The 17,503-nt window shown below is 63.4% G+C and carries 17 protein-coding genes; 11 read left to right on the plus strand and 6 right to left on the minus strand.

Annotated elements, in window-relative coordinates; translation table 11 throughout:
* The first annotated feature begins 173 nt into the window (after positions 1-173).
* Both OKW30_RS13140 and OKW30_RS13145 read left to right on the plus strand, forming a co-directional pair.
* Positions 174-809, plus strand: a complete 636-nt coding sequence (locus tag OKW30_RS13140; RefSeq protein WP_018420005.1) for a carbonic anhydrase — start codon at positions 174-176, stop codon at positions 807-809.
* A gap of 109 nt (positions 810-918) precedes the next feature.
* Positions 919-2,481 (plus strand): SulP family inorganic anion transporter, encoded by a 1,563-nt coding sequence (locus OKW30_RS13145; RefSeq protein WP_187627013.1) that lies wholly within the window; start codon positions 919-921, stop codon positions 2,479-2,481.
* Between the two features lie 126 nt (positions 2,482-2,607).
* On the opposite strand, the gene OKW30_RS13150 is transcribed toward OKW30_RS13145, so the two are convergent.
* The 6 genes from OKW30_RS13150 to OKW30_RS13175 all read right to left on the minus strand — a co-directional run bounded on the left by OKW30_RS13150 (position 2,608) and on the right by OKW30_RS13175 (position 9,694).
* Positions 2,608-4,155 (minus strand): 2-isopropylmalate synthase, encoded by a 1,548-nt coding sequence (locus tag OKW30_RS13150; RefSeq protein WP_018420003.1) that lies wholly within the window; start codon positions 4,153-4,155, stop codon positions 2,608-2,610.
* Between the two features lie 368 nt (positions 4,156-4,523).
* Positions 4,524-5,396: a CDP-diacylglycerol--serine O-phosphatidyltransferase gene (gene pssA, locus OKW30_RS13155; protein WP_018420002.1), complete on the minus strand. Its 873-nt coding sequence runs from the start codon at positions 5,394-5,396 to the stop codon at positions 4,524-4,526.
* Positions 5,397-5,420: 24 nt separating this feature from the next.
* Positions 5,421-6,059 carry a phosphatidylserine decarboxylase gene (locus tag OKW30_RS13160; RefSeq protein WP_184059342.1) on the minus strand — a complete coding sequence of 213 codons (639 nt, stop codon included), beginning with the start codon at positions 6,057-6,059 and terminating at the stop codon, positions 5,421-5,423.
* A gap of 132 nt (positions 6,060-6,191) precedes the next feature.
* Positions 6,192-7,208, minus strand: a complete 1,017-nt coding sequence (gene ilvC, locus OKW30_RS13165; RefSeq protein WP_008920617.1) for a ketol-acid reductoisomerase — start codon at positions 7,206-7,208, stop codon at positions 6,192-6,194.
* Between the two features lie 106 nt (positions 7,209-7,314).
* Complete coding sequence (ilvN, locus tag OKW30_RS13170; protein WP_018420000.1) at positions 7,315-7,806, minus strand: acetolactate synthase small subunit; 492 nt, start codon at positions 7,804-7,806, stop codon at positions 7,315-7,317.
* Between the two features lie 124 nt (positions 7,807-7,930).
* Positions 7,931-9,694: an acetolactate synthase 3 catalytic subunit gene (locus tag OKW30_RS13175; protein ID WP_184028488.1), complete on the minus strand. Its 1,764-nt coding sequence runs from the start codon at positions 9,692-9,694 to the stop codon at positions 7,931-7,933.
* Positions 9,695-10,050: 356 nt separating this feature from the next.
* On the opposite strand from OKW30_RS13175, the gene OKW30_RS13180 reads away from it, so the two are divergent.
* From OKW30_RS13180 to OKW30_RS13220, 9 genes are all read left to right on the plus strand, one after another.
* Positions 10,051-10,614: an RNA polymerase sigma factor gene (locus OKW30_RS13180; RefSeq protein WP_184072111.1), complete on the plus strand. Its 564-nt coding sequence runs from the start codon at positions 10,051-10,053 to the stop codon at positions 10,612-10,614.
* Entirely contained in the window at positions 10,611-11,042 is a 432-nt protein-coding gene (locus OKW30_RS13185; protein WP_184072110.1) for a DUF3619 family protein, read from the plus strand. Before OKW30_RS13180 ends, OKW30_RS13185 begins: the two co-directional genes overlap by 4 nt.
* Before the next feature lie 16 nt (positions 11,043-11,058).
* Positions 11,059-11,826 carry a DUF3106 domain-containing protein gene (locus tag OKW30_RS13190; protein ID WP_429346876.1) on the plus strand — a complete coding sequence of 256 codons (768 nt, stop codon included), beginning with the start codon at positions 11,059-11,061 and terminating at the stop codon, positions 11,824-11,826.
* A 21-nt stretch (positions 11,827-11,847) separates the two neighbouring features.
* Complete coding sequence (locus OKW30_RS13195) at positions 11,848-12,372, plus strand: RDD family protein (RefSeq protein WP_429346877.1); 525 nt, start codon at positions 11,848-11,850, stop codon at positions 12,370-12,372.
* 767 nt (positions 12,373-13,139) lie between these two features.
* Positions 13,140-14,081 (plus strand): UDP-2,3-diacylglucosamine diphosphatase, encoded by a 942-nt coding sequence (locus tag OKW30_RS13200; RefSeq protein WP_184072037.1) that lies wholly within the window; start codon positions 13,140-13,142, stop codon positions 14,079-14,081.
* Positions 14,082-14,129: 48 nt separating this feature from the next.
* On the plus strand, positions 14,130-15,161 hold the full coding sequence (locus tag OKW30_RS13205) for a glycosyltransferase family 4 protein (protein ID WP_184072139.1): 1,032 nt from the start codon (positions 14,130-14,132) through the stop codon (positions 15,159-15,161).
* A gap of 20 nt (positions 15,162-15,181) precedes the next feature.
* The gene (locus OKW30_RS13210) at positions 15,182-15,865 is read left to right on the plus strand and encodes a diacylglycerol kinase (protein WP_429346878.1); all 684 of its coding nucleotides are present in this window, start codon (positions 15,182-15,184) and stop codon (positions 15,863-15,865) included.
* A 281-nt stretch (positions 15,866-16,146) separates the two neighbouring features.
* Positions 16,147-16,872: a TetR/AcrR family transcriptional regulator gene (locus OKW30_RS13215; RefSeq protein WP_018419991.1), complete on the plus strand. Its 726-nt coding sequence runs from the start codon at positions 16,147-16,149 to the stop codon at positions 16,870-16,872.
* Positions 16,873-16,874: 2 nt separating this feature from the next.
* The gene (locus OKW30_RS13220; protein WP_184072033.1) at positions 16,875-17,462 is read left to right on the plus strand and encodes a TIGR00730 family Rossman fold protein; all 588 of its coding nucleotides are present in this window, start codon (positions 16,875-16,877) and stop codon (positions 17,460-17,462) included.
* Positions 17,463-17,503: the final 41 nt, after the last annotated feature.

Here is a 17,503-nt window from a genome sequence, read left to right on the forward strand (position 1 = left end):
ATAGGCGGCTTTTTTATTGTTTAAGCATAAAACAGAATTTTATCCTGTTTACGCCAACAAATTTGCGAAAGAAAGGTTATTGTAAACGCCGTTCGGGCACCGGCTCGCAATCACGTGCAGACGCGGTTTCGGTCCGGTGCCAGGTCAATTGCCTCTCATACGGAGTTGCTACGATGAACCGACCCAAACACCTACTGGTCGCCAACGTCGCGTGGGCCCATGAAACCGCGACGCGTAATCCGGCATTTTTTCGCGACCTGATGCGCGGACAGAATCCACACATTCTTTGGATCGGCTGCGCGGACAGCCGCGTGCCCGCCGAAACGATCACGCATTGCGAGCCCGGCGATCTGTTCGTCCATCGCAACATCGCCAACCTGTTTCATCCCGGCGACGACAACGTCGCGAGCGTCCTTGAATACGCGGTGCGGGTGCTCAAGGTCGGCCATGTGATCGTCTGCGGCCACTATGGCTGCGGCGGCGTGCGCGCCGCGCTGCTGCCGCCGGACCCCGCGCTGCCCCATGTGAACCGCCGTATCGCGCCGCTCTGCGCACTCGCCAAAACGCATCACTCGGAGCTGGACGGCGCGGCGACCGAGCCGGATCGCGTCAATCGCCTCGCCGAGCTGAACGTGCTCGAACAGGTGCGTCAGCTACGGGCGAGCCCGATCGTGCACGAGGCTGAGCCGGCGCCGCTCGTGCACGGCTGGATCTTTGCGCTCGACGACGGGCGCATCAAGGTTCTCACCTCCGGCTATACCGCCGACGACGCGATGACCTGCACGACCGCGGCGCACAGCGCGGCCTAGCGAAGCGCGTCGCCCGTCCCATTCGAACCGCGGACGGAGCCGACAGCGGAATCGTCATCGGGCCATCCCTGTTCGTCGCCCATCGTCCCACCTCTCGCTCTTCGACACCATGGATAATCAAACCTCTTTCTCCGCGCTCCAGAGCGACGTGCTCGCCGGAACGGCCGTTTTTCTGGTGGCCCTGCCGCTTTGCCTCGGCATTGCTCACGCATCGGGCGTCGACCCGTTTGCCGGACTGGTGTCCGGCATCATTGGCGGGCTCGTGGTTGCCGCGCTGAGCGGCTCGCGTCTGAGCGTGAGCGGCCCGGCCGCGGGCCTCGTCGTGATCGTCGTCGACGGCATCGCACGGCTTGGCGGCTTTTCCGCTTTCCTGCTGGCCGTACTGCTGTCGGGCGTCATCCAGTTCGGCTTCGGCATGCTCAAGGCCGGCCGGTACGCCGCCTACGTGCCGTCGCCGGTGATCAAGGGGATGCTCGCGGCCATCGGCGTGCTGTTGATCCTCAAGCAGCTCCCCGTTGCGCTGGGGCTGTCCGGCACCGCCGACTCCGTCCAGTCGGCGGCGGCGGTCGCAACGCCGCTCGGCCCAATCTCACTGACCGCCGTGCTGATCACACTGCTGTCGCTCGCGATCCTCGCCGGCTGGGAAACGCGCGCGCTGCGCCGCTTCGCTGTCGTGCGCATCATGCCCGCGCCGCTCGCAGTGGTGCTGCTCGGCATCGGCGCGACGCTCGCCCTCAATCTCGTCGCGCCATCGTTGGCACCGCCCGCCGAAGGGCGGGTCGCGTTGCCGTCGCTGGAATCGTTCGCGGCACTGCAGGCCGTGCTCGCGTCGGCCGACTTCGGCCCACGGTTCGCCCAGCTCATCAATCCCGACATATGGCGCGTTGCGATCACGATCGCCATCCTCGCAAGTCTCGAAACGCTACTGAGCCTCGAAGCGGTCGAACAGATCGATCCGGAGCGCCGCCGCGCGCCTCCCGATCGCGAGCTGAAGGCGCAGGGCGTGGGCAATCTGATCGCCGGTGCGATCGGCGGCCTGCCGATCACCGCGGTGATCGTGCGTAGCTCCGCGAACGTCCATGCCGGCGCAAAAAGTCGACTCTCGGCGATCGTTCACGGCGTGTTGCTTCTCGTCAGTGTGTTCGCGCTCACGAGCGTGATCAACCTGATCCCGCTCGCCTGCCTTGCCGCGATCCTGATCTTCACCGGGTTCAAACTCGCCAAGCCGTCGTTGTTCGCCGGGCTCGCGCGGCAGGGATTCGTGCCGTTCGCACCATTTATCGTCACAGTCGTCGGTGTGCTCGTCACCGATCTGCTGATCGGTATCGTGCTCGGCATCCTGTGCAGCATGCTGTTCGCGCTGTACGCAAACCTGCGCGGCCCGATCGTGCTCGCGCAGCATGGCGATCACTACCTGCTGTCGTTTCGCAAGGACGTGTCGTTTCTCGGTAAGGTGCCGCTCAAGCACTATCTGCAGCAGATTCCGGATGGCGCCACCGTTATCGTCGATGCGACACGCGCCGATTTCGTCGATCACGACGTGCGCGAACTGCTGGACGCGTTCGTCGCCGATGCGCCTCGCCGTGGGATTACCGTCGACGTCAGATTTCAAGTCCGCGAGCAGGCCCGCGCAACGCGCGGCTGGTCGCTGCGGCGCACGACGGCGGAGTAGTTTCGTCATATCGCGCCGCCGCAGCTGCGCGATGACGGCAGAAAAATGCCCCGTGTGCCGAGCACCACGGGGCTTCTCCTCCGATCCACACAAGCGATCGCGCGCTACCGGCGCGCCATGCTCGCGTTACTCCGAGCGCTGCGGATTCACCTTGTCCGCATTCGAATACAGCTTGTTGAGCGCCGAAAAATATGCCTTCGCGGATGCCGCGACGATATCCGGATCAGTGCCCGTGCCGTTGACGATGCGCCCGCTCTTCGACAACCGCACGGTCACTTCGCCCTGCGCCTGCGTGCCGGTCGTGATCGCGTTGACCGAGTACAGCAGCAGTTCGGAGCCGCTGCCCACTTCCGTTTCGATCGCGTTGAGGGTGGCGTCGACCGGTCCGTTACCGCGCGCTTCGCCGGTGATCTCTTTACCCTCTACCGAGAACACGACCTTCGCGTGCGGCTGCTCGCCGGTTTCGGAATGCTGCGACATCGACAGAAACTTGTAGTGCTCCTTCTCGTGCGCTTCCGCCGATTCCTCGTTGACGATGGCGATGATGTCTTCGTCGAAGATCTCCGCCTTGCGATCGGCGAGTTCCTTGAAGCGCGCGAACGCGGTGTTCAGTTCGGCTTCGCTGTCGAGCGCGATGCCGAGCTCCTGCAGACGCTGTTTGAACGCATTGCGGCCCGACAGCTTGCCGAGCACGATCTTGTTCGCGGCCCAACCCACGTCTTCCGCGCGCATGATTTCGTAAGTATCGCGCGCCTTCAGCACGCCATCCTGATGGATGCCCGACGCGTGCGCGAAAGCGTTCGCGCCGACCACGGCCTTGTTCGGCTGCACGACGAAGCCAGTGATCTGCGACACGAGCTTCGAGGCCGGCACGATCTGAGTCGTGTCGAGGCCGACGTCGAGTCCGAAGTAATCCTTGCGGGTCTTCACCGCCATTACGATTTCTTCGAGCGACGTATTGCCCGCGCGCTCGCCGAGCCCGTTGATCGTGCATTCGACCTGGCGCGCGCCGCCAATCTGCACGCCGGCGAGCGAATTCGCGACCGCCATGCCGAGGTCATTGTGGCAATGCACGGAGAACACCGCCTTGTGCGAGTTGGGAATGCGCTCGCGCAGCGTCTTCACGAGTTGGCCATAGAGTTCCGGCACGCCGTAGCCGACGGTGTCCGCGATGTTGATCGTGGTCGCGCCTTCGGCGATCACCGCTTCCAGCACACGGCACAGGAAGTCCAAATCCGAGCGGCTGCCGTCTTCCGGCGAGAATTCGACGTCGTCGGTGAACTTGCGCGCGAAACGCACCGCAAGCCTGGCCTGCTCGAATACCTGCTCGGGCGTCATCCGCAGCTTCTTCTCCATGTGCAGTGGCGACGTTGCGATGAACGTGTGGATGCGGAAATGGTCGGCCGGCTTCAGTGCGTCGGCGGCCTTCTGTATGTCCTTGTCGTTCGCGCGCGCAAGCGAGCAGATCGTGCTGTCCTTCACGAGGCCGGCGATCGTATGGATCGCGTCGAAGTCGCCGTTCGAACTGGCCGCGAAGCCCGCTTCGATCACGTCGACTTTCATCCGTTCGAGTTGCCTGGCGATGCGGATCTTCTCTTCCTTCGTCATCGACGCGCCGGGCGATTGCTCGCCGTCACGCAGCGTGGTGTCGAAAATGATCAGTTTGTCGGACATGTCGGGCCTCCTCGGGAGTCGTTCAGATGTGGGACTTGGTTTTGGAATGGGACGATGAGCGCCGCCGCTGGCAAGGTAGGGCGATCACGATGATCGCGGCCGGTGCGGACGGAACGCAAAAACGCATAAAGGCGTGAACGAAGCATGATGGCGCGGCGCAGTGAACGGCCTCGCCGACCCGGCAAAATCGGCCACGCCCACGCACTGATCCGACGACTATAGCGGCATTCCAGCCACCGCGCAATGCGCGCCGGGGCGGCCTGCGGCGCTGTCCGAAGCGACCGCGTAACGGCACCAACCAACGAAAAACGGCAGCCTGCAGGCTGCCGTTTTTCGTACGTCGCTGCGATGCAGCGCGGTTCAAATCCTCAACGGTCGTGCGACATCGAACGCGCCGGATTGGCCCGGCCGCGCACCGCCTGATACGCCCAGAACACGTAGCCGGACAGACCGTACAGCACGAACAGACCGAACAGCATCAACGGCGGATCGGACGACACGAGCACGAAGGCGACCACCACCAGCAGGATCACGCCGAACGGCACGCGATGCCGTACGTCGAGCGCCTTGCCGCTATAGAACGGCGCGTTCGACACCATCGTCACGCCCGCGTAGATGGTCAGCACGAAGGCGACCCACGGCAGCCAGACGAGCTTCAGCGGCACGCGGTTGTCGGTGGCGAGCCACACGAAACCGGCGATCAGTGCCGCCGCTGCCGGGCTCGGCATGCCCTGGAAGAAACGCTTGTCGACCACGCCGATATTCGTGTTGAAACGCGCGAGCCGTAGCGCCGCGCCGGAACAATAGACGAACGCCGCGAGCCAGCCCCACCGGCCGAGGTCCTTCAGGATCCACTCGTACATCACGAGCGCGGGCGCAACACCGAACGACACCATGTCCGACAGGCTGTCGAACTGCTCGCCGAACGCGCTTTGCGTATGCGTCATGCGCGCGACGCGACCGTCCATGCCATCGAGCACCATCGCGACGAAGATCGCGATCGCCGCGATCTCGAAGCGCACGTTCATCGCCTGCACGACGGCGAAGAAGCCGCAGAACAGCGCGGCCGTGGTGAATGCGTTCGGCAGCAGGTAGATGCCGCGTTTTCTGAGGAACTGCTGACGCTGCGCGCGCCGGCTGTCGGCGACCGGCGACTCCGTGACCACCGGCGGCTTGTTGCGACGAAACGGCCGCGGCAGCGGTCCACTGCTGCGGGGTCGACGCGGTTTGAATGCGGCCATTCGGACAACCTCCTGTATGCCGCTTTACAGCTCGGCGAGGATCGTGGACGACGCCGACACCTTCTCGCCGATCGACACGCGCGGACGGCTGCCCACCGGCAAATACACGTCGACGCGCGAACCGAAGCGGATGAATCCGTAACGCTGGCCGCGGGTCAGCGGCTCGCCTGCACGGACGTAGCAAAGAATCCGCCGCGCGATCAGCCCGGCAATCTGCACCGACGTGACCGTCTGGCCGCCGGCCATTTCGATCACGACCGCGTTGCGCTCGTTTTCGAGCGAGGCTTTATCGACCGCCGCGTTCAGATAGGCACCAGGAAAGTATTCGACTTTCGAGATCGCACCGTCGACGGGCGAGCGCTGCGAGTGCACGTTGAATACGTTCATGAACACGCTGATCTTCAGCGCTTCGCGATTCGCATAAGGATCATGCGCGGTTTCTACCGCGACGATACGACCGTCGGCAGGACACAGCACCGCGTTGGCCTGCGTCGGAATCGGACGCGCCGGGTCGCGGAAAAACTGCACGATGAAGATCAGGATCAGCCAGAAGAGCCACGCAAAGCCGAACCCCCCGAAGGCGTGAACCAGTAATGCAACGACGGCCGCGATGGCGATGAACGGCCAGCCTTCTCGCGCGATGATCGGATGAGGGTAATTCATGGATGGCTTCTGTGTTTTTGTAAAACCGTAGGATAGCAAAAGCCGCCCAGGGTTCAGCACCCTTGGACGGCTTTTTGACTGTTCCGGCCGCCGCGCCGAAGCACCGCGCCGGACCTCGCTATATCGAGACGCTTAGTTCTTCGACTGGTCGACGAGCTTGTTCTTCGCGATCCACGGCATCATCGCGCGCAGCTTCGAGCCAACCTGCTCGATCTGGTGCTCGGCCGTCAGACGGCGACGCGATTGCAGCGTCGGTGCGCCAGCCTTGTTCTCGATGATGAAGCTCTTCGCGTATTCGCCGGTCTGGATGTCGGTCAGCACGGCCTTCATCGCCTTCTTCGTTTCAGCGGTCACGATGCGCGGCCCCGTCACGTACTCGCCGTACTCGGCGTTGTTCGAGATCGAGTAGTTCATGTTCGCGATGCCGCCTTCGTAGATCAGGTCGACGATCAGCTTCAGTTCGTGCAGGCACTCGAAGTACGCCATTTCCGGCGCGTAACCCGCTTCGACCAGCGTTTCGAAGCCGGCCTTGATCAGGTCGACGGTACCGCCGCACAGCACAGCCTGCTCGCCGAACAGGTCGGTTTCGGTTTCTTCGCGGAAGTTCGTTTCGATGATGCCGGCCCGGCCGCCGCCGTTAGCCGCTGCGTACGACAGCGCGATGTCGCGCGCCGCGCCCGACTTGTCCTGCGCAACCGCGATCAGGTGCGGCACGCCGCCACCTTGGGAGTAGGTGCCGCGAACCGTGTGGCCCGGCGCCTTCGGCGCGATCATGATGACGTCGAGGTCGGCACGCGGGATCACCTGGCCGTAGTGAACGTTGAAGCCGTGCGCGAACGCGAGCGCTGCGCCCTGCTTGATGTTCGCGTGGACTTCCTTCGCGTACACGTCGGCGATCTGCTCGTCCGGCAGCAGCATCATGACGACGTCCGCGCCCTTCACCGCTTCCGCGACTTCCTTGACTTGCAGGCCGGCGTTTTCAGCCTTGCTCCACGATGCGCCGCCCTTGCGCAGACCGACCGTGATGTTCACGCCGCTTTCCTTCAGGTTCAGCGCGTGCGCATGGCCTTGCGAGCCATAGCCGATGATGGTGACCTGCTTGCCCTTGATGAGGGAGAGATCGGCGTCCTTGTCGTAGAAAACTTTCATGTCGGTTCCTTGGCTAGATTCGATGATTCAGAGAAATTCAGGTACTGCGAATGTTGTTATTGCCAGCCGCGCGATACCGCGTTGCCCGGCCTTGCGAAACGCGACGTCAGACCTTCAGAATGCGCTCGCCGCGACCGATGCCCGAGCTGCCCGTGCGGACCGTCTCGAGAATCGCCGTGGAATCGAGCCCCTCGATGAAGGCGTCGAGCTTGTCGCTCGCCCCCGTCAATTCGATCGTGTAGGTCTTTTCGGTGACGTCGATGATGCGGCCGCGGAAAATGTCCGCCATCCGCTTCATCTCCTCACGTTCCTTGCCGACCGCCCTCACCTTGATCAGCATCAGCTCGCGTTCGATGTGGGCGCCCTCGGTAAGGTCGACCACTTTCACCACCTCGATCAGGCGGTTCAGATGCTTCGTGATCTGTTCGATCACGTCGTCCGAGCCAACGGAGACGATGGTCATGCGCGACAGCGAACGGTCTTCGGTCGGAGCTACCGTCAAGGTTTCAATGTTGTAGCCGCGTGCGGAGAACAAACCCACCACGCGCGACAGCGCGCCTGGTTCGTTTTCCAGCAGGACGGAAATGATGTGTCTCATGTTTCGCTTCTTCCAGATGATGTGTCGATGTCTGCGAGCGGAGCGGCGCCGCCTCGTCTGCCCTCGCCTTTTTTGAAGGCGCGCATCACGAAGCCGGCGCTGGAGTTATCCAGACGCCCCGTCGTTAAAGATCTTCCGAACCCATGAGCATCTCGGTGATGCCCTTGCCGGCCTGAACCATCGGCCAGACGTTTTCGGTCGGATCGGTCTGGAAGTCGAGAAACACCGTGCGATCCTTCAGGCGCAGCGCTTCCTTCAGCGCCGGTTCCACATCGGCCGTGCGCTCGATGCGCATGCCCACGTGTCCGTACGCTTCGGCGAGCTTCACGAAGTCCGGCAGCGCATCCATGTACGAATGCGAATAGCGTTTGCTGTATTCGATCTGCTGCCACTGGCGCACCATGCCGAGATAGCGGTTATTCAGCGAAATAATCTTGATCGGCAGGTCGTACTGCTTGCAGGTCGACAGCTCCTGGATGCACATCTGGATCGAGCCTTCGCCCGTGATGCACAGCACGTCGTCGTCCGGATGGGCCATCTTCACGCCCATCGCGGCCGGTAAGCCGAAGCCCATCGTGCCGAGGCCACCGGAATTGATCCAGCGACGCGGCTTGTTGAACTTGTAGAACTGCGCGGCCCACATCTGGTGCTGGCCCACGTCGGAGCACACGAACGCGTTGCCGTCGGTCAGCTCCCACGCCTTTTCGACCACGTACTGCGGCTTGATGATGTCGCTCTTGCGGTCGAACTTCAGGCAATCTTTCGCGCGCCAGCCTTCGATGTCCTTCCACCAGTCGGCGAGCGCCGCGGCGTCGGGGCCATGCTCGGCCGTCTGCAACTGCTCGATCAGTTCCTTCAGCACTTCCTTCACGTCGCCGACGATCGGAATGTCGACCTTGACGCGCTTGGAAATGGAAGAGGGATCGATGTCGATATGGATGATCTTGCGCGGCCGCGACGCGAAGTGGCTCGGATCGCCGATCACGCGGTCGTCGAAGCGCGCGCCGATCGCGATCAGCACGTCGCAGTGCTGCATCGCCATATTGGCTTCGTACGTGCCGTGCATGCCGAGCATGCCGAGGAATTTCTTGTCGCTCGAGCGGTAGCCGCCCAGACCCATTAGCGTATTGGTGACCGGATAGCCGAGCAGATCGGCGAACTGGTTCAATTCACGCGACGCATCCGCGAGCACGATGCCGCCGCCGGTGTAGATATACGGACGCTTCGCCGACAGCAGCAGCGACACCGCCTTGCGGATCTGACCGGAGTGGCCCTTCGTGACCGGGTTGTATGAGCGCAGCGAAACGCTCTTGATCGGCTCGTATTGGCACGGCGTCTTCGACACGTCCTTCGGAATGTCGATCAGCACTGGGCCGGGACGGCCGGTACGGGCGATGTAGAAAGCTTTCTTGACGGTGGCGGCGAGATCGCGCACGTCCTTCACGAGGAAGTTGTGCTTCACGCAGGGACGCGTGATGCCGACCGTGTCGCATTCCTGGAATGCATCCTGACCGATCGCGGCAGTCGGCACCTGGCCGCTGATCACGACCAACGGGATCGAATCCATATAGGCGGTCGCGATGCCGGTCACCGCGTTGGTGACGCCGGGGCCGGAGGTCACGAGACACACGCCGACCTTGCCGGTGGAGCGCGCGTAGGCGTCCGCGGCATGCACGGCGGCCTGCTCGTGGCGCACGAGCACATGCTGGAACTTGTCCTGCTTGTACAGCTCGTCGTAAATGTAGAGTACCGAGCCGCCGGGATAGCCCCAGATGAACTCGACGTCTTCGTCGGCCAGTGCCTTCATGAGCACGGTGGCGCCGATAGAGTCTGCTTCGTGATGGGGGGTCGTATCCGACGTGGAGAATTCCGCGCTGGGCATATTCATTGATTCACCTTTCGAATTTTCGGCAAAAAATTGATCGGGTGCTCTCTGCCGGGCTCGTGACTCGGGTTCAAGCGGCGCGTCCAGTTGGCAGGCGGGCTTCTTGGGCCACACCTCAATTGAGACAACTCACTTATGTTGCGAACCAGCGACGATAGCTTCTGGCGCGCTCGCGGTCAAGAAAATATTGCCATTGGCTCGTGCGTAGGAGCGCGCGATCGGACGGAATGTCGACCGTCATGCAAATGCAAGCTTGAGCAGGTTTCACCCCTATCGGAGCAAAAGTTTGTTAGCATCCGCGAGTTTTACGACATTTTTCGACCGATTACGCGCACGCTTGCTGCGCCGACCCCAACCGGATGGCATCAGACAAGGAACTCGCCAATTTTCTGGCGGGCGTCGAAAGGCGCGCATTCAAGCAGACGGTCTACGCCGTGCGGGACGACGATGCGTCCCTCGACATCGTGCAAGACGCGATGATCAAGCTCGCCGAGAAATACGGCGACCGTCCGGCGGCCGAGCTGCCGCTGCTGTTTCAGCGTATTCTGCAGAATGCGACGCACGACTATTTCCGCCGTGCCAAAGTACGCAACACCTGGGTTAGTCTATTCTCGTCGCTCGGCAATGCCGACGATGACGAGTTCGATCCGCTGGAAACCTTCGAGGCCGAGGCGGGTTCGGCTGGCGCCGAGAGCAACGAACAGAAGCTCGAACGAGAGCAGGTCCTGCAGTCGATCGACAACGAGATCCAGAAATTACCGGCACGTCAACGGGAGGCGTTTCTCATGCGTTATTGGGAGGATATGGATGTCGCCGAGACTGCCGCCGCAATGGGCTGCTCCGAAGGCAGCGTGAAAACGCACTGCTCCCGGGCCACTCACACGCTGGCGCAAGCGCTCAAGGCGAAAGGAATCACGCTATGAGCTCCCTTGAAAACACAGAACTCGAGTTTGCGCGTCAACTGCGCCGCGCGCTTGACGAAAACACCGCCAGCCTCCCTCCCGCCACCGTCGACCGGCTCGCTGCCGCGCGTCGTGCCGCGTTGGCGCGCAAAAAGCCCGAAGCCGTCAGCGCGCCGGTGTTCGTGCCTGCGTTCGCCGGCATGCCGGCCGGGATGGCGGGGCTACCGCAGGGAGGCTTCGAGCCGCGCCGCCGCTGGCCGCTGCGCCGCTTCGCGCTCGCGTGGCCGCTGGCCGCGCTGGTCGTGAGCCTGATCGGCATCGCGTACTGGGAAGATCACCAGCGGACCGCCGAACTTGCCGATATCGATGCCGCCATGCTAAGCGACGACCTACCGCTCAATGCCTATCTCGACCACGGCTTCAACGCGTATCTTTCACGCGCCCACTGAGCGGGAGATTCCTCGGGTGAGTTACAAGCGCGGCCTGGCCGTTGTTTTCGGATGCACGATCGCGGCCCTGGTGTCGTTTGTCGCGACCTATCCGCGCTTTCACCCGAGCCCATCGTCGGCGGGCAATCCGTCGCCCGGCGTCAACGTCGCCGCGCCCGCCCCCGCCCCCGCACTTTCCGTCGAATTGCCCGGCCTGCCGGGCAGCAATAGCCCCCTCGCGTGGTCACACCTGAGCGCCGCCGACCACGCCGCGCTGGCCCCATTCGCATCGCAATGGGATTCGTTTAGCGACGAACGCAAGCGAAAGTGGATCAAGATTGCGTCGCGATACGCAAAGATGTCGCCGGATGCGCAAAAGCGTCTGCATGAGCGCATGAGTGAATGGGTGCGCATGACGCCCGATCAGCGCCGCGTCGCGCGCGAAAACTACCAGGTTTCGAAGGAGTTGCCGCGCGAAGCGCGCCAGAACGCGTGGAAAGCGTACCAACAGCTGCCCGAAGAAACGAAGGAGCGGCTCGCCGCGAGCGAACGCAAGCGTCGCCCCAGCGTCGTCAGCGCGCCGCCATCGGCTCGCAACGAGATCAAGGGCATCGACCGGTTCGTGAATGCGCGCGAGCACGGCGCCAGTGCTGCCGCGGCGGCGAGCGCCGCGCCGGCTGCCTCCGCGCCGGCCGCGGCCTCGCTGCCGGCAACGCCTGCGATTCCGGCGGCGGGCAGCTTCGTACCGGCGACGCCGGTGCCCGTGTCGCCTGCCGAAGCGCCGGCAATCTTCCACGGCTCCTGATTCCGACCCCGAACCCATTACGTGTCCCAGCCGCTCGCCACCCCCACCCTGCCTGCCGCCGCACCCAGCGGCACGGCGCCCACCGTCCGGCGACGGCTCGCGGCACTGCTCTACGAAGCGGTCATTCTGTTCGGCGTCGTGTTTCTCGCCGGCTATCTGTTCAGCACGCTGACGCAGCAGCGTAACGGGCTCGCGCATCACAACCTGCTCGCCGGCTGGATCGGCCTCGTGGTTGGCGTGTACTTCGTCTGGTTCTGGACGCACGGCGGCCAGACGCTGCCGATGAAAACCTGGCGATTACGGGTTGTTGGCGCTGATGGCGCGCCGGTTTCGGTTGGGCGGGCGATTGCGCGGTATGTGTTCGCCTGGTTGTGGTTTTTGCCGCCGCTGGCGTTGCATCCACTTCTTGGGTTGCGGGTGCCGCAGACGCTTGTTATTGCGGGCGTCTGGTTCGTGGTGTGGGCCGCGAGTGGGCGTTTTGATCCGCAGCGGCAGTTTTTGCATGATCGGCTCGCGGGGACGCGGGTGGTAGCGGTGGGGCGCTAGCGCGCGTGGGCGATGGGCCGAATGCGTTGCTCTCCTTTGGCGGGGTGAGGCCTTTTTTGCCTTTGTTCGTGCGGTGTTGGCCTTTCCTTGCTGACTTATCGGTCTATTAGCGTTGCCCCTGTGCGGGGCGGCACCTACTTTCTTTGCTGCTGCAAAGAAAGTAGGCAAAGAAGACAGCTCAAACCGCCAACTCTTAAGCGGGTCCCTCGGTCTGCATGAGGTAGTGGTGCATCTGGAATCCGTGCTCCCGCACATTCCGCGCTTGTGACAAGGCTGTCATTCTTCCGGCGGCGCTGCGCGCGCCGAAACCCCGCTCAAAAACCACTGGTTGTTTCGGCGCGTCGCCGAAGCGCAGCCGAGGGTCCCCGCTGCGCGGGCAAAACCATTGGTTTCCCTGGCAGACCCGTCCGCGACGCACGCAGTGCGGAGCGGGAGGGATGACGGCTTTGTCACGAACGGGGAATGTACGGGGGCCCGGATTCCAGATGCACCACTACCCCTTCCAAGCCAGGGGACCCGCTTAAGAGTTGGCGGTTTGAGCTGTCTTCTTTGCCTACTTTCTTTGCAGCAGCAAAGAAAGTAGGTGCCGCCCCGCACAGGGGCAACGCTAATAGACCGATAAGACAACAAGGAGAGGCCAACCAAGCCAGAACAACGAAAAAACAGGCCCCGCCAAGGCCCCTCCGTAATAAGAACTTCTCATGACTGTCACGTCGCAGTCACGCGCACCCGGCCCAATACGGGCACCGCCACTCGACGCGTGAGCCATGGACCCCAATACGTCCGCGACTTCCCTGTTTCGTCAAACCGGACCGAGCGTCGACCCCGTCGCGTTCCGGCCCGCTCCGGGTTCTACTCAACACGGCCTGCCGCTGCCCGCGACGCCATCACTCGATGCCCACGCCGATCATCCCGATGACGGCCACGACGATCCGCATCGCTATCGTACGATCTGGCTCTCGGATATCCATCTCGGCTCGAGCGGCTGCCAGGCGGGATATCTGCTCGACTTCCTGCGCCACAACGAATCGGAGTACCTGTACCTCGTCGGCGACATCATCGACGGCTGGCAGTTGAAGAAAGGCTGGTACTGGCCGCAGGCGCACAACGACGTCGTGCAGAAAGTGCTGCGCAAAGCGCGCAAAGGCACTCAGGTCATCTACGTGCCCGGCAATCACGACGAAGCCGCGCGCCAGTTCTGCGACCTCGCGTTCGGCGACATCCACGTACGCGGCGAAGCGTTCCACACGACGCTCGCCGGCAAGCGGCTGTGGATCGTGCACGGCGATCTGTTCGACGGCGTGATCCAGCACGCGAAATGGCTCGCCTATCTCGGCGACACGCTGTACACGATGATCCTCGTGCTGAACCGCTGGTTCAACCGCATTCGCAGCAAGCTCGGATTTCCGTACTGGTCGCTGTCGCAATACCTGAAGCATCAGGTCAAGAACGCGGTCAACTTCATCTCGTCGTTCGAACGCGTAATGACCGACGAAGCGCGTCGCCGCGGCTGCGACGGCGTCGTCTGCGGCCACATCCACAAGGCCGAGATGCGCGAGATCGATGGCGTGCTCTATTGCAACGATGGCGATTGGGTCGAGAGTCTGTCGGCGCTCGTCGAGACTTATGAAGGCGAGCTCAAGGTGATCTTCTGGACTGCGCTGCGCGCGCCCCAGGCGGGCACGCAAAAAGCCCGCGCCACTGCCTGAGCACTTCCACTCTCCACTTCCACAGGGCCCGCAGCGATGAACAACGCGATGAAGATCATGATCGTCACCGACGCATGGGAGCCGCAGGTCAACGGTGTCGTACGCACGCTGAAGAACACCCGGCGCGAACTCACCGCGCTCGGCCATCAGGTCGATCTGCTGACGCCGCTCGAATTCCGCACCATCCCGTGCCCGACTTACCCGGAGATACGCCTGTCGTTGCTGCCGCGCCGCCGGCTGCGCGAGCGCATCGACCGTTTCGCGCCCGACGCGTTGCACATCGCGACCGAAGGTCCGCTGGGCATGGCCGCGCGCGCGTATGCGCTCGAACACAAGCTGCCGTTCACGACCGCGTATCACACGCGCTTTCCCGAGTACGTGCAGGCGCGCTTTCGCATCCCGCTCGCGGCGACCTACAGGTTTCTGCACTGGTTCCACAAGCCGTCGCTCGCGGTAATGGCGCCGACCCCCGTCGTCAAGCAGGACCTCGAGAAGTTCGGCTTCACGAACGTCGTGCTGTGGACGCGCGGCGTCGATCTCGAAATCTTCCGTCCGATGGACTCGAAGGTGCTCAACACCGCGCGGCCGATCTTCCTGTACGTGGGACGCGTGGCGGTCGAGAAGAACGTCGAGGCATTCTTGCAGCTCGACCTGCCCGGCTCGAAGTGGGTCGCGGGCGAAGGTCCGGCGCTCGCCGAACTGAAGTCGCGCTATCCGCAGGTCAACTATCTGGGCGTGCTGTCGCAGGCCGAACTCGCGAAGGTCTACGCGGCCGCCGACGTCTTCGTGTTTCCGAGCCGCACCGACACGTTCGGACTCGTGCTGCTCGAAGCGCTCGCATGCGGCACGCCGGTGGCCGCATATCCGGTCACCGGCCCGATCGACGTGCTCGGCGACGGCGGCGCCGGTGCAATGCACGAGGATCTGCGCGAAGCGTGTCTGGAGGCACTGAAGATCGATCGGTTGCATGCGCGCGCATGGGCCGAGCGCTTCTCGTGGGCAGCGGCGTCCGCACAATTCGCCGCGCATCTGAAGCCGCTGCGCGAGACGGCGTATCGTGAGGAAAGCGCCGCTGCGTGATGCGGCGCGCGGAGCCATCCATGCGAAGCAGTCGATCCAGCGCCGAAGGCGCGTCGAACGGCGCACTGCGCGCCGTCGAGTCCACCCGCGACACCACCAGCATCGAACCGTTCGACGACGTACGCGAGCCGGTTATGACCGGGCATGCGGATACCGTGCATCGGGCGAACGGCGCGAGGACCATGACCGGCGGCGCCAGCGTCGCGGGTGGCGTGCAACCTGACGCCACCCACGACACGACTCGCGACTCGAGCCACGACGCCCCCAACGAACCGCTCAGCCCCGACGACCCGCTCGCCCCGCTGCCCTTCAACCCCTACAAAGGCAACCGCGGCCTCACGCGCGCATGGCACGCGATGAAAAACTCGCTGGCCGGTTTTCGCGTTGCGATTCGCGAGGAAAGCGCGTTTCGTCAGGAACTCACGTTGGCCGCGATCCTGATTCCGTGCGGCCTCGTGGTGCCGGTCGATCCCGTGTCGCGCGTGTTGCTGCTCGGCTCGGTGCTGCTCGTGCTGATCGTCGAGCTGCTCAACTCGAGCGTCGAAGCGGCAATCGACCGGATCTCGCTCGAACGTCACGAGTTGTCGCGCCGCGCGAAGGATCTCGGCAGTGCGGCCGTGATGGTCGCGCTCGGCATGTGTGTGATGACGTGGGGAGTCATCGTCGGGCCGCTGGTCGTCGGCTGGGTTCGCGCGTGGCTTTGAGGTTCGATGCGGGTTGAAGCGCACGCTTCGCCACGCCCCACAGGATGAAAATCCGCGCAGGCGGTTGGGTATTAGAACGCTCGGTTTATAATCGTTTAACAGTCTCACAGGAAAGCGCTCGCGCAAACGGATCCGCGCCTCGCCTCATCCTGCCCTTTCGGGGGGGCCCGCCGCGTGTCGGCGGGTTCGGGAGAGCTCAATATACCAACCGCATCCGGGTGGAACACGCAGCAGCGGCACGCCGCCACGCGCCCAGCCCGGCATAACCAGGGCCGGACGACATGGAAGCCAAACCTCCCCGCCGCACGCGCGAACGGATTCTCGAACTGTCGTTGAAGCTGTTCAACGAAATCGGCGAGCCGAACGTCACGACGACGACGATCGCCGAGGAAATGGAAATCAGCCCAGGCAACCTGTACTACCACTTCCGCAACAAAGACGACATCATCAACAGCATCTTCAGCCAGTTCGAGCAGGAGATCGAGAAGCGTCTGCGTTTCCCCGACGACCATCGCGCGACCATCGACGAGATGTGGTCGTATCTGCAGTACATGGTCGATTTCACGTGGCGCTACCGCTTCCTGTACCGCGACCTGAACGACCTGCTCGCGCGCAACCGCACGCTCGAGACGCACTTCAAGCAGATCATCAGCCATAAGGTGCGCTTCGCGAGCCAGTTCTGCGAACAGCTCGTCGCCGACGGCGAAATGGTCGCGACGCCGCAGGAAATGCAGGTGATCGCGACCAACGTCGGCGTGATCGGCACGTACTGGCTGTCATATCAGTTCGTGATGAATCCGCGCAAATACAACGAGCAGGAAGCGATCCGCGAAGAGCTGCATCAGGTCAGCGTGCAGATCGTCTCGCTGATGGCGCCCTACCTGCGCGGCCGCTCGCGGCAGCTGTTCGACGACCTCGTATCGGGCACGCTGCCCAAGCGCGAGTTCTACGACTACCTGCCGCCGCGTGAAGGCGCCGCGCCTCGCAACGAATCGAAGGACAGTTGAGCATGAAGTCGATGTGTGTCTATTGCGGCTCCTCGATGGGAGCCAAACCGTTGTATGCGCAGGCGGCGCGCGCGTTCGGCCGTGCGCTGGTCGAGGCCGATCTCGCGCTCGTCTATGGCGGCGGCAAGGTGGGGCTGATGGGCGTGATCGCCGATACCGTGATGGCCGAAGGCGGCCGCGCTATCGGCGTGATTCCCGAGCTGCTCGTCAGCAAGGAAGTGGGGCATAACGGCCTGACCGAACTGCACGTGGTGCCGGACATGCATCATCGCAAGAAGATGATGGCCGAGCTGTCCGATGCGTTCGTCGCGATGCCCGGCGGCGCGGGCACGCTCGAGGAGCTGTTCGAGGTCTTCACGTGGGCGCAGCTCGGCTACCACGGCAAACCGGTTGCACTCCTGAACACCGACGGCTTCTACGCGCCGCTGATCGACCTGCTTCAGCACACCGTCGACGAAGGCTTCATGCGCAAGACCTATCTCGACATGCTGCAGATCGACGCCGATCCGCTCGCGTTGATCGGCAAGCTGCAACGCTACGCGCCGCCCGCGCGCGACAAATGGGCGGCGGTCCAAAGCGACGCGATCTGAATCCCGGGTCCGCCGAACCCGAGCGAAGCGCGCCGCGCACG

The sequence above is a fragment of the Paraburkholderia sp. Clong3 genome, from assembly GCF_050436485.1.
Lineage (GTDB): Bacteria > Pseudomonadota > Gammaproteobacteria > Burkholderiales > Burkholderiaceae > Paraburkholderia > Paraburkholderia tuberum.

Coding starts and splice junctions, on each gene's coding strand:
- OKW30_RS13160 (WP_184059342.1), bottom strand. CDS start 6,059: ATGAATTACCCTCATCCGATCATCGCGCGAGAAGGCTGGCCGTTCATC.
- ilvN (WP_018420000.1), bottom strand. CDS start 7,806: ATGAGACACATCATTTCCGTCCTGCTGGAAAACGAACCAGGCGCGCTG.
- OKW30_RS13200 (WP_184072037.1), top strand. CDS start 13,140: ATGGACCCCAATACGTCCGCGACTTCCCTGTTTCGTCAAACCGGACCG.
- OKW30_RS13215 (WP_018419991.1), top strand. CDS start 16,147: ATGGAAGCCAAACCTCCCCGCCGCACGCGCGAACGGATTCTCGAACTG.
- OKW30_RS13175 (WP_184028488.1), bottom strand. CDS start 9,694: ATGAATATGCCCAGCGCGGAATTCTCCACGTCGGATACGACCCCCCAT.
- ilvC (WP_008920617.1), bottom strand. CDS start 7,208: ATGAAAGTTTTCTACGACAAGGACGCCGATCTCTCCCTCATCAAGGGC.
- OKW30_RS13180 (WP_184072111.1), top strand. CDS start 10,051: ATGGCATCAGACAAGGAACTCGCCAATTTTCTGGCGGGCGTCGAAAGG.
- pssA (WP_018420002.1), bottom strand. CDS start 5,396: ATGGCCGCATTCAAACCGCGTCGACCCCGCAGCAGTGGACCGCTGCCG.
- OKW30_RS13205 (WP_184072139.1), top strand. CDS start 14,130: ATGAAGATCATGATCGTCACCGACGCATGGGAGCCGCAGGTCAACGGT.
- OKW30_RS13220 (WP_184072033.1), top strand. CDS start 16,875: ATGAAGTCGATGTGTGTCTATTGCGGCTCCTCGATGGGAGCCAAACCG.
- OKW30_RS13185 (WP_184072110.1), top strand. CDS start 10,611: ATGAGCTCCCTTGAAAACACAGAACTCGAGTTTGCGCGTCAACTGCGC.
- OKW30_RS13210 (WP_429346878.1), top strand. CDS start 15,182: ATGCGAAGCAGTCGATCCAGCGCCGAAGGCGCGTCGAACGGCGCACTG.
- OKW30_RS13140 (WP_018420005.1), top strand. CDS start 174: ATGAACCGACCCAAACACCTACTGGTCGCCAACGTCGCGTGGGCCCAT.
- OKW30_RS13150 (WP_018420003.1), bottom strand. CDS start 4,155: ATGTCCGACAAACTGATCATTTTCGACACCACGCTGCGTGACGGCGAG.
- OKW30_RS13145 (WP_187627013.1), top strand. CDS start 919: ATGGATAATCAAACCTCTTTCTCCGCGCTCCAGAGCGACGTGCTCGCC.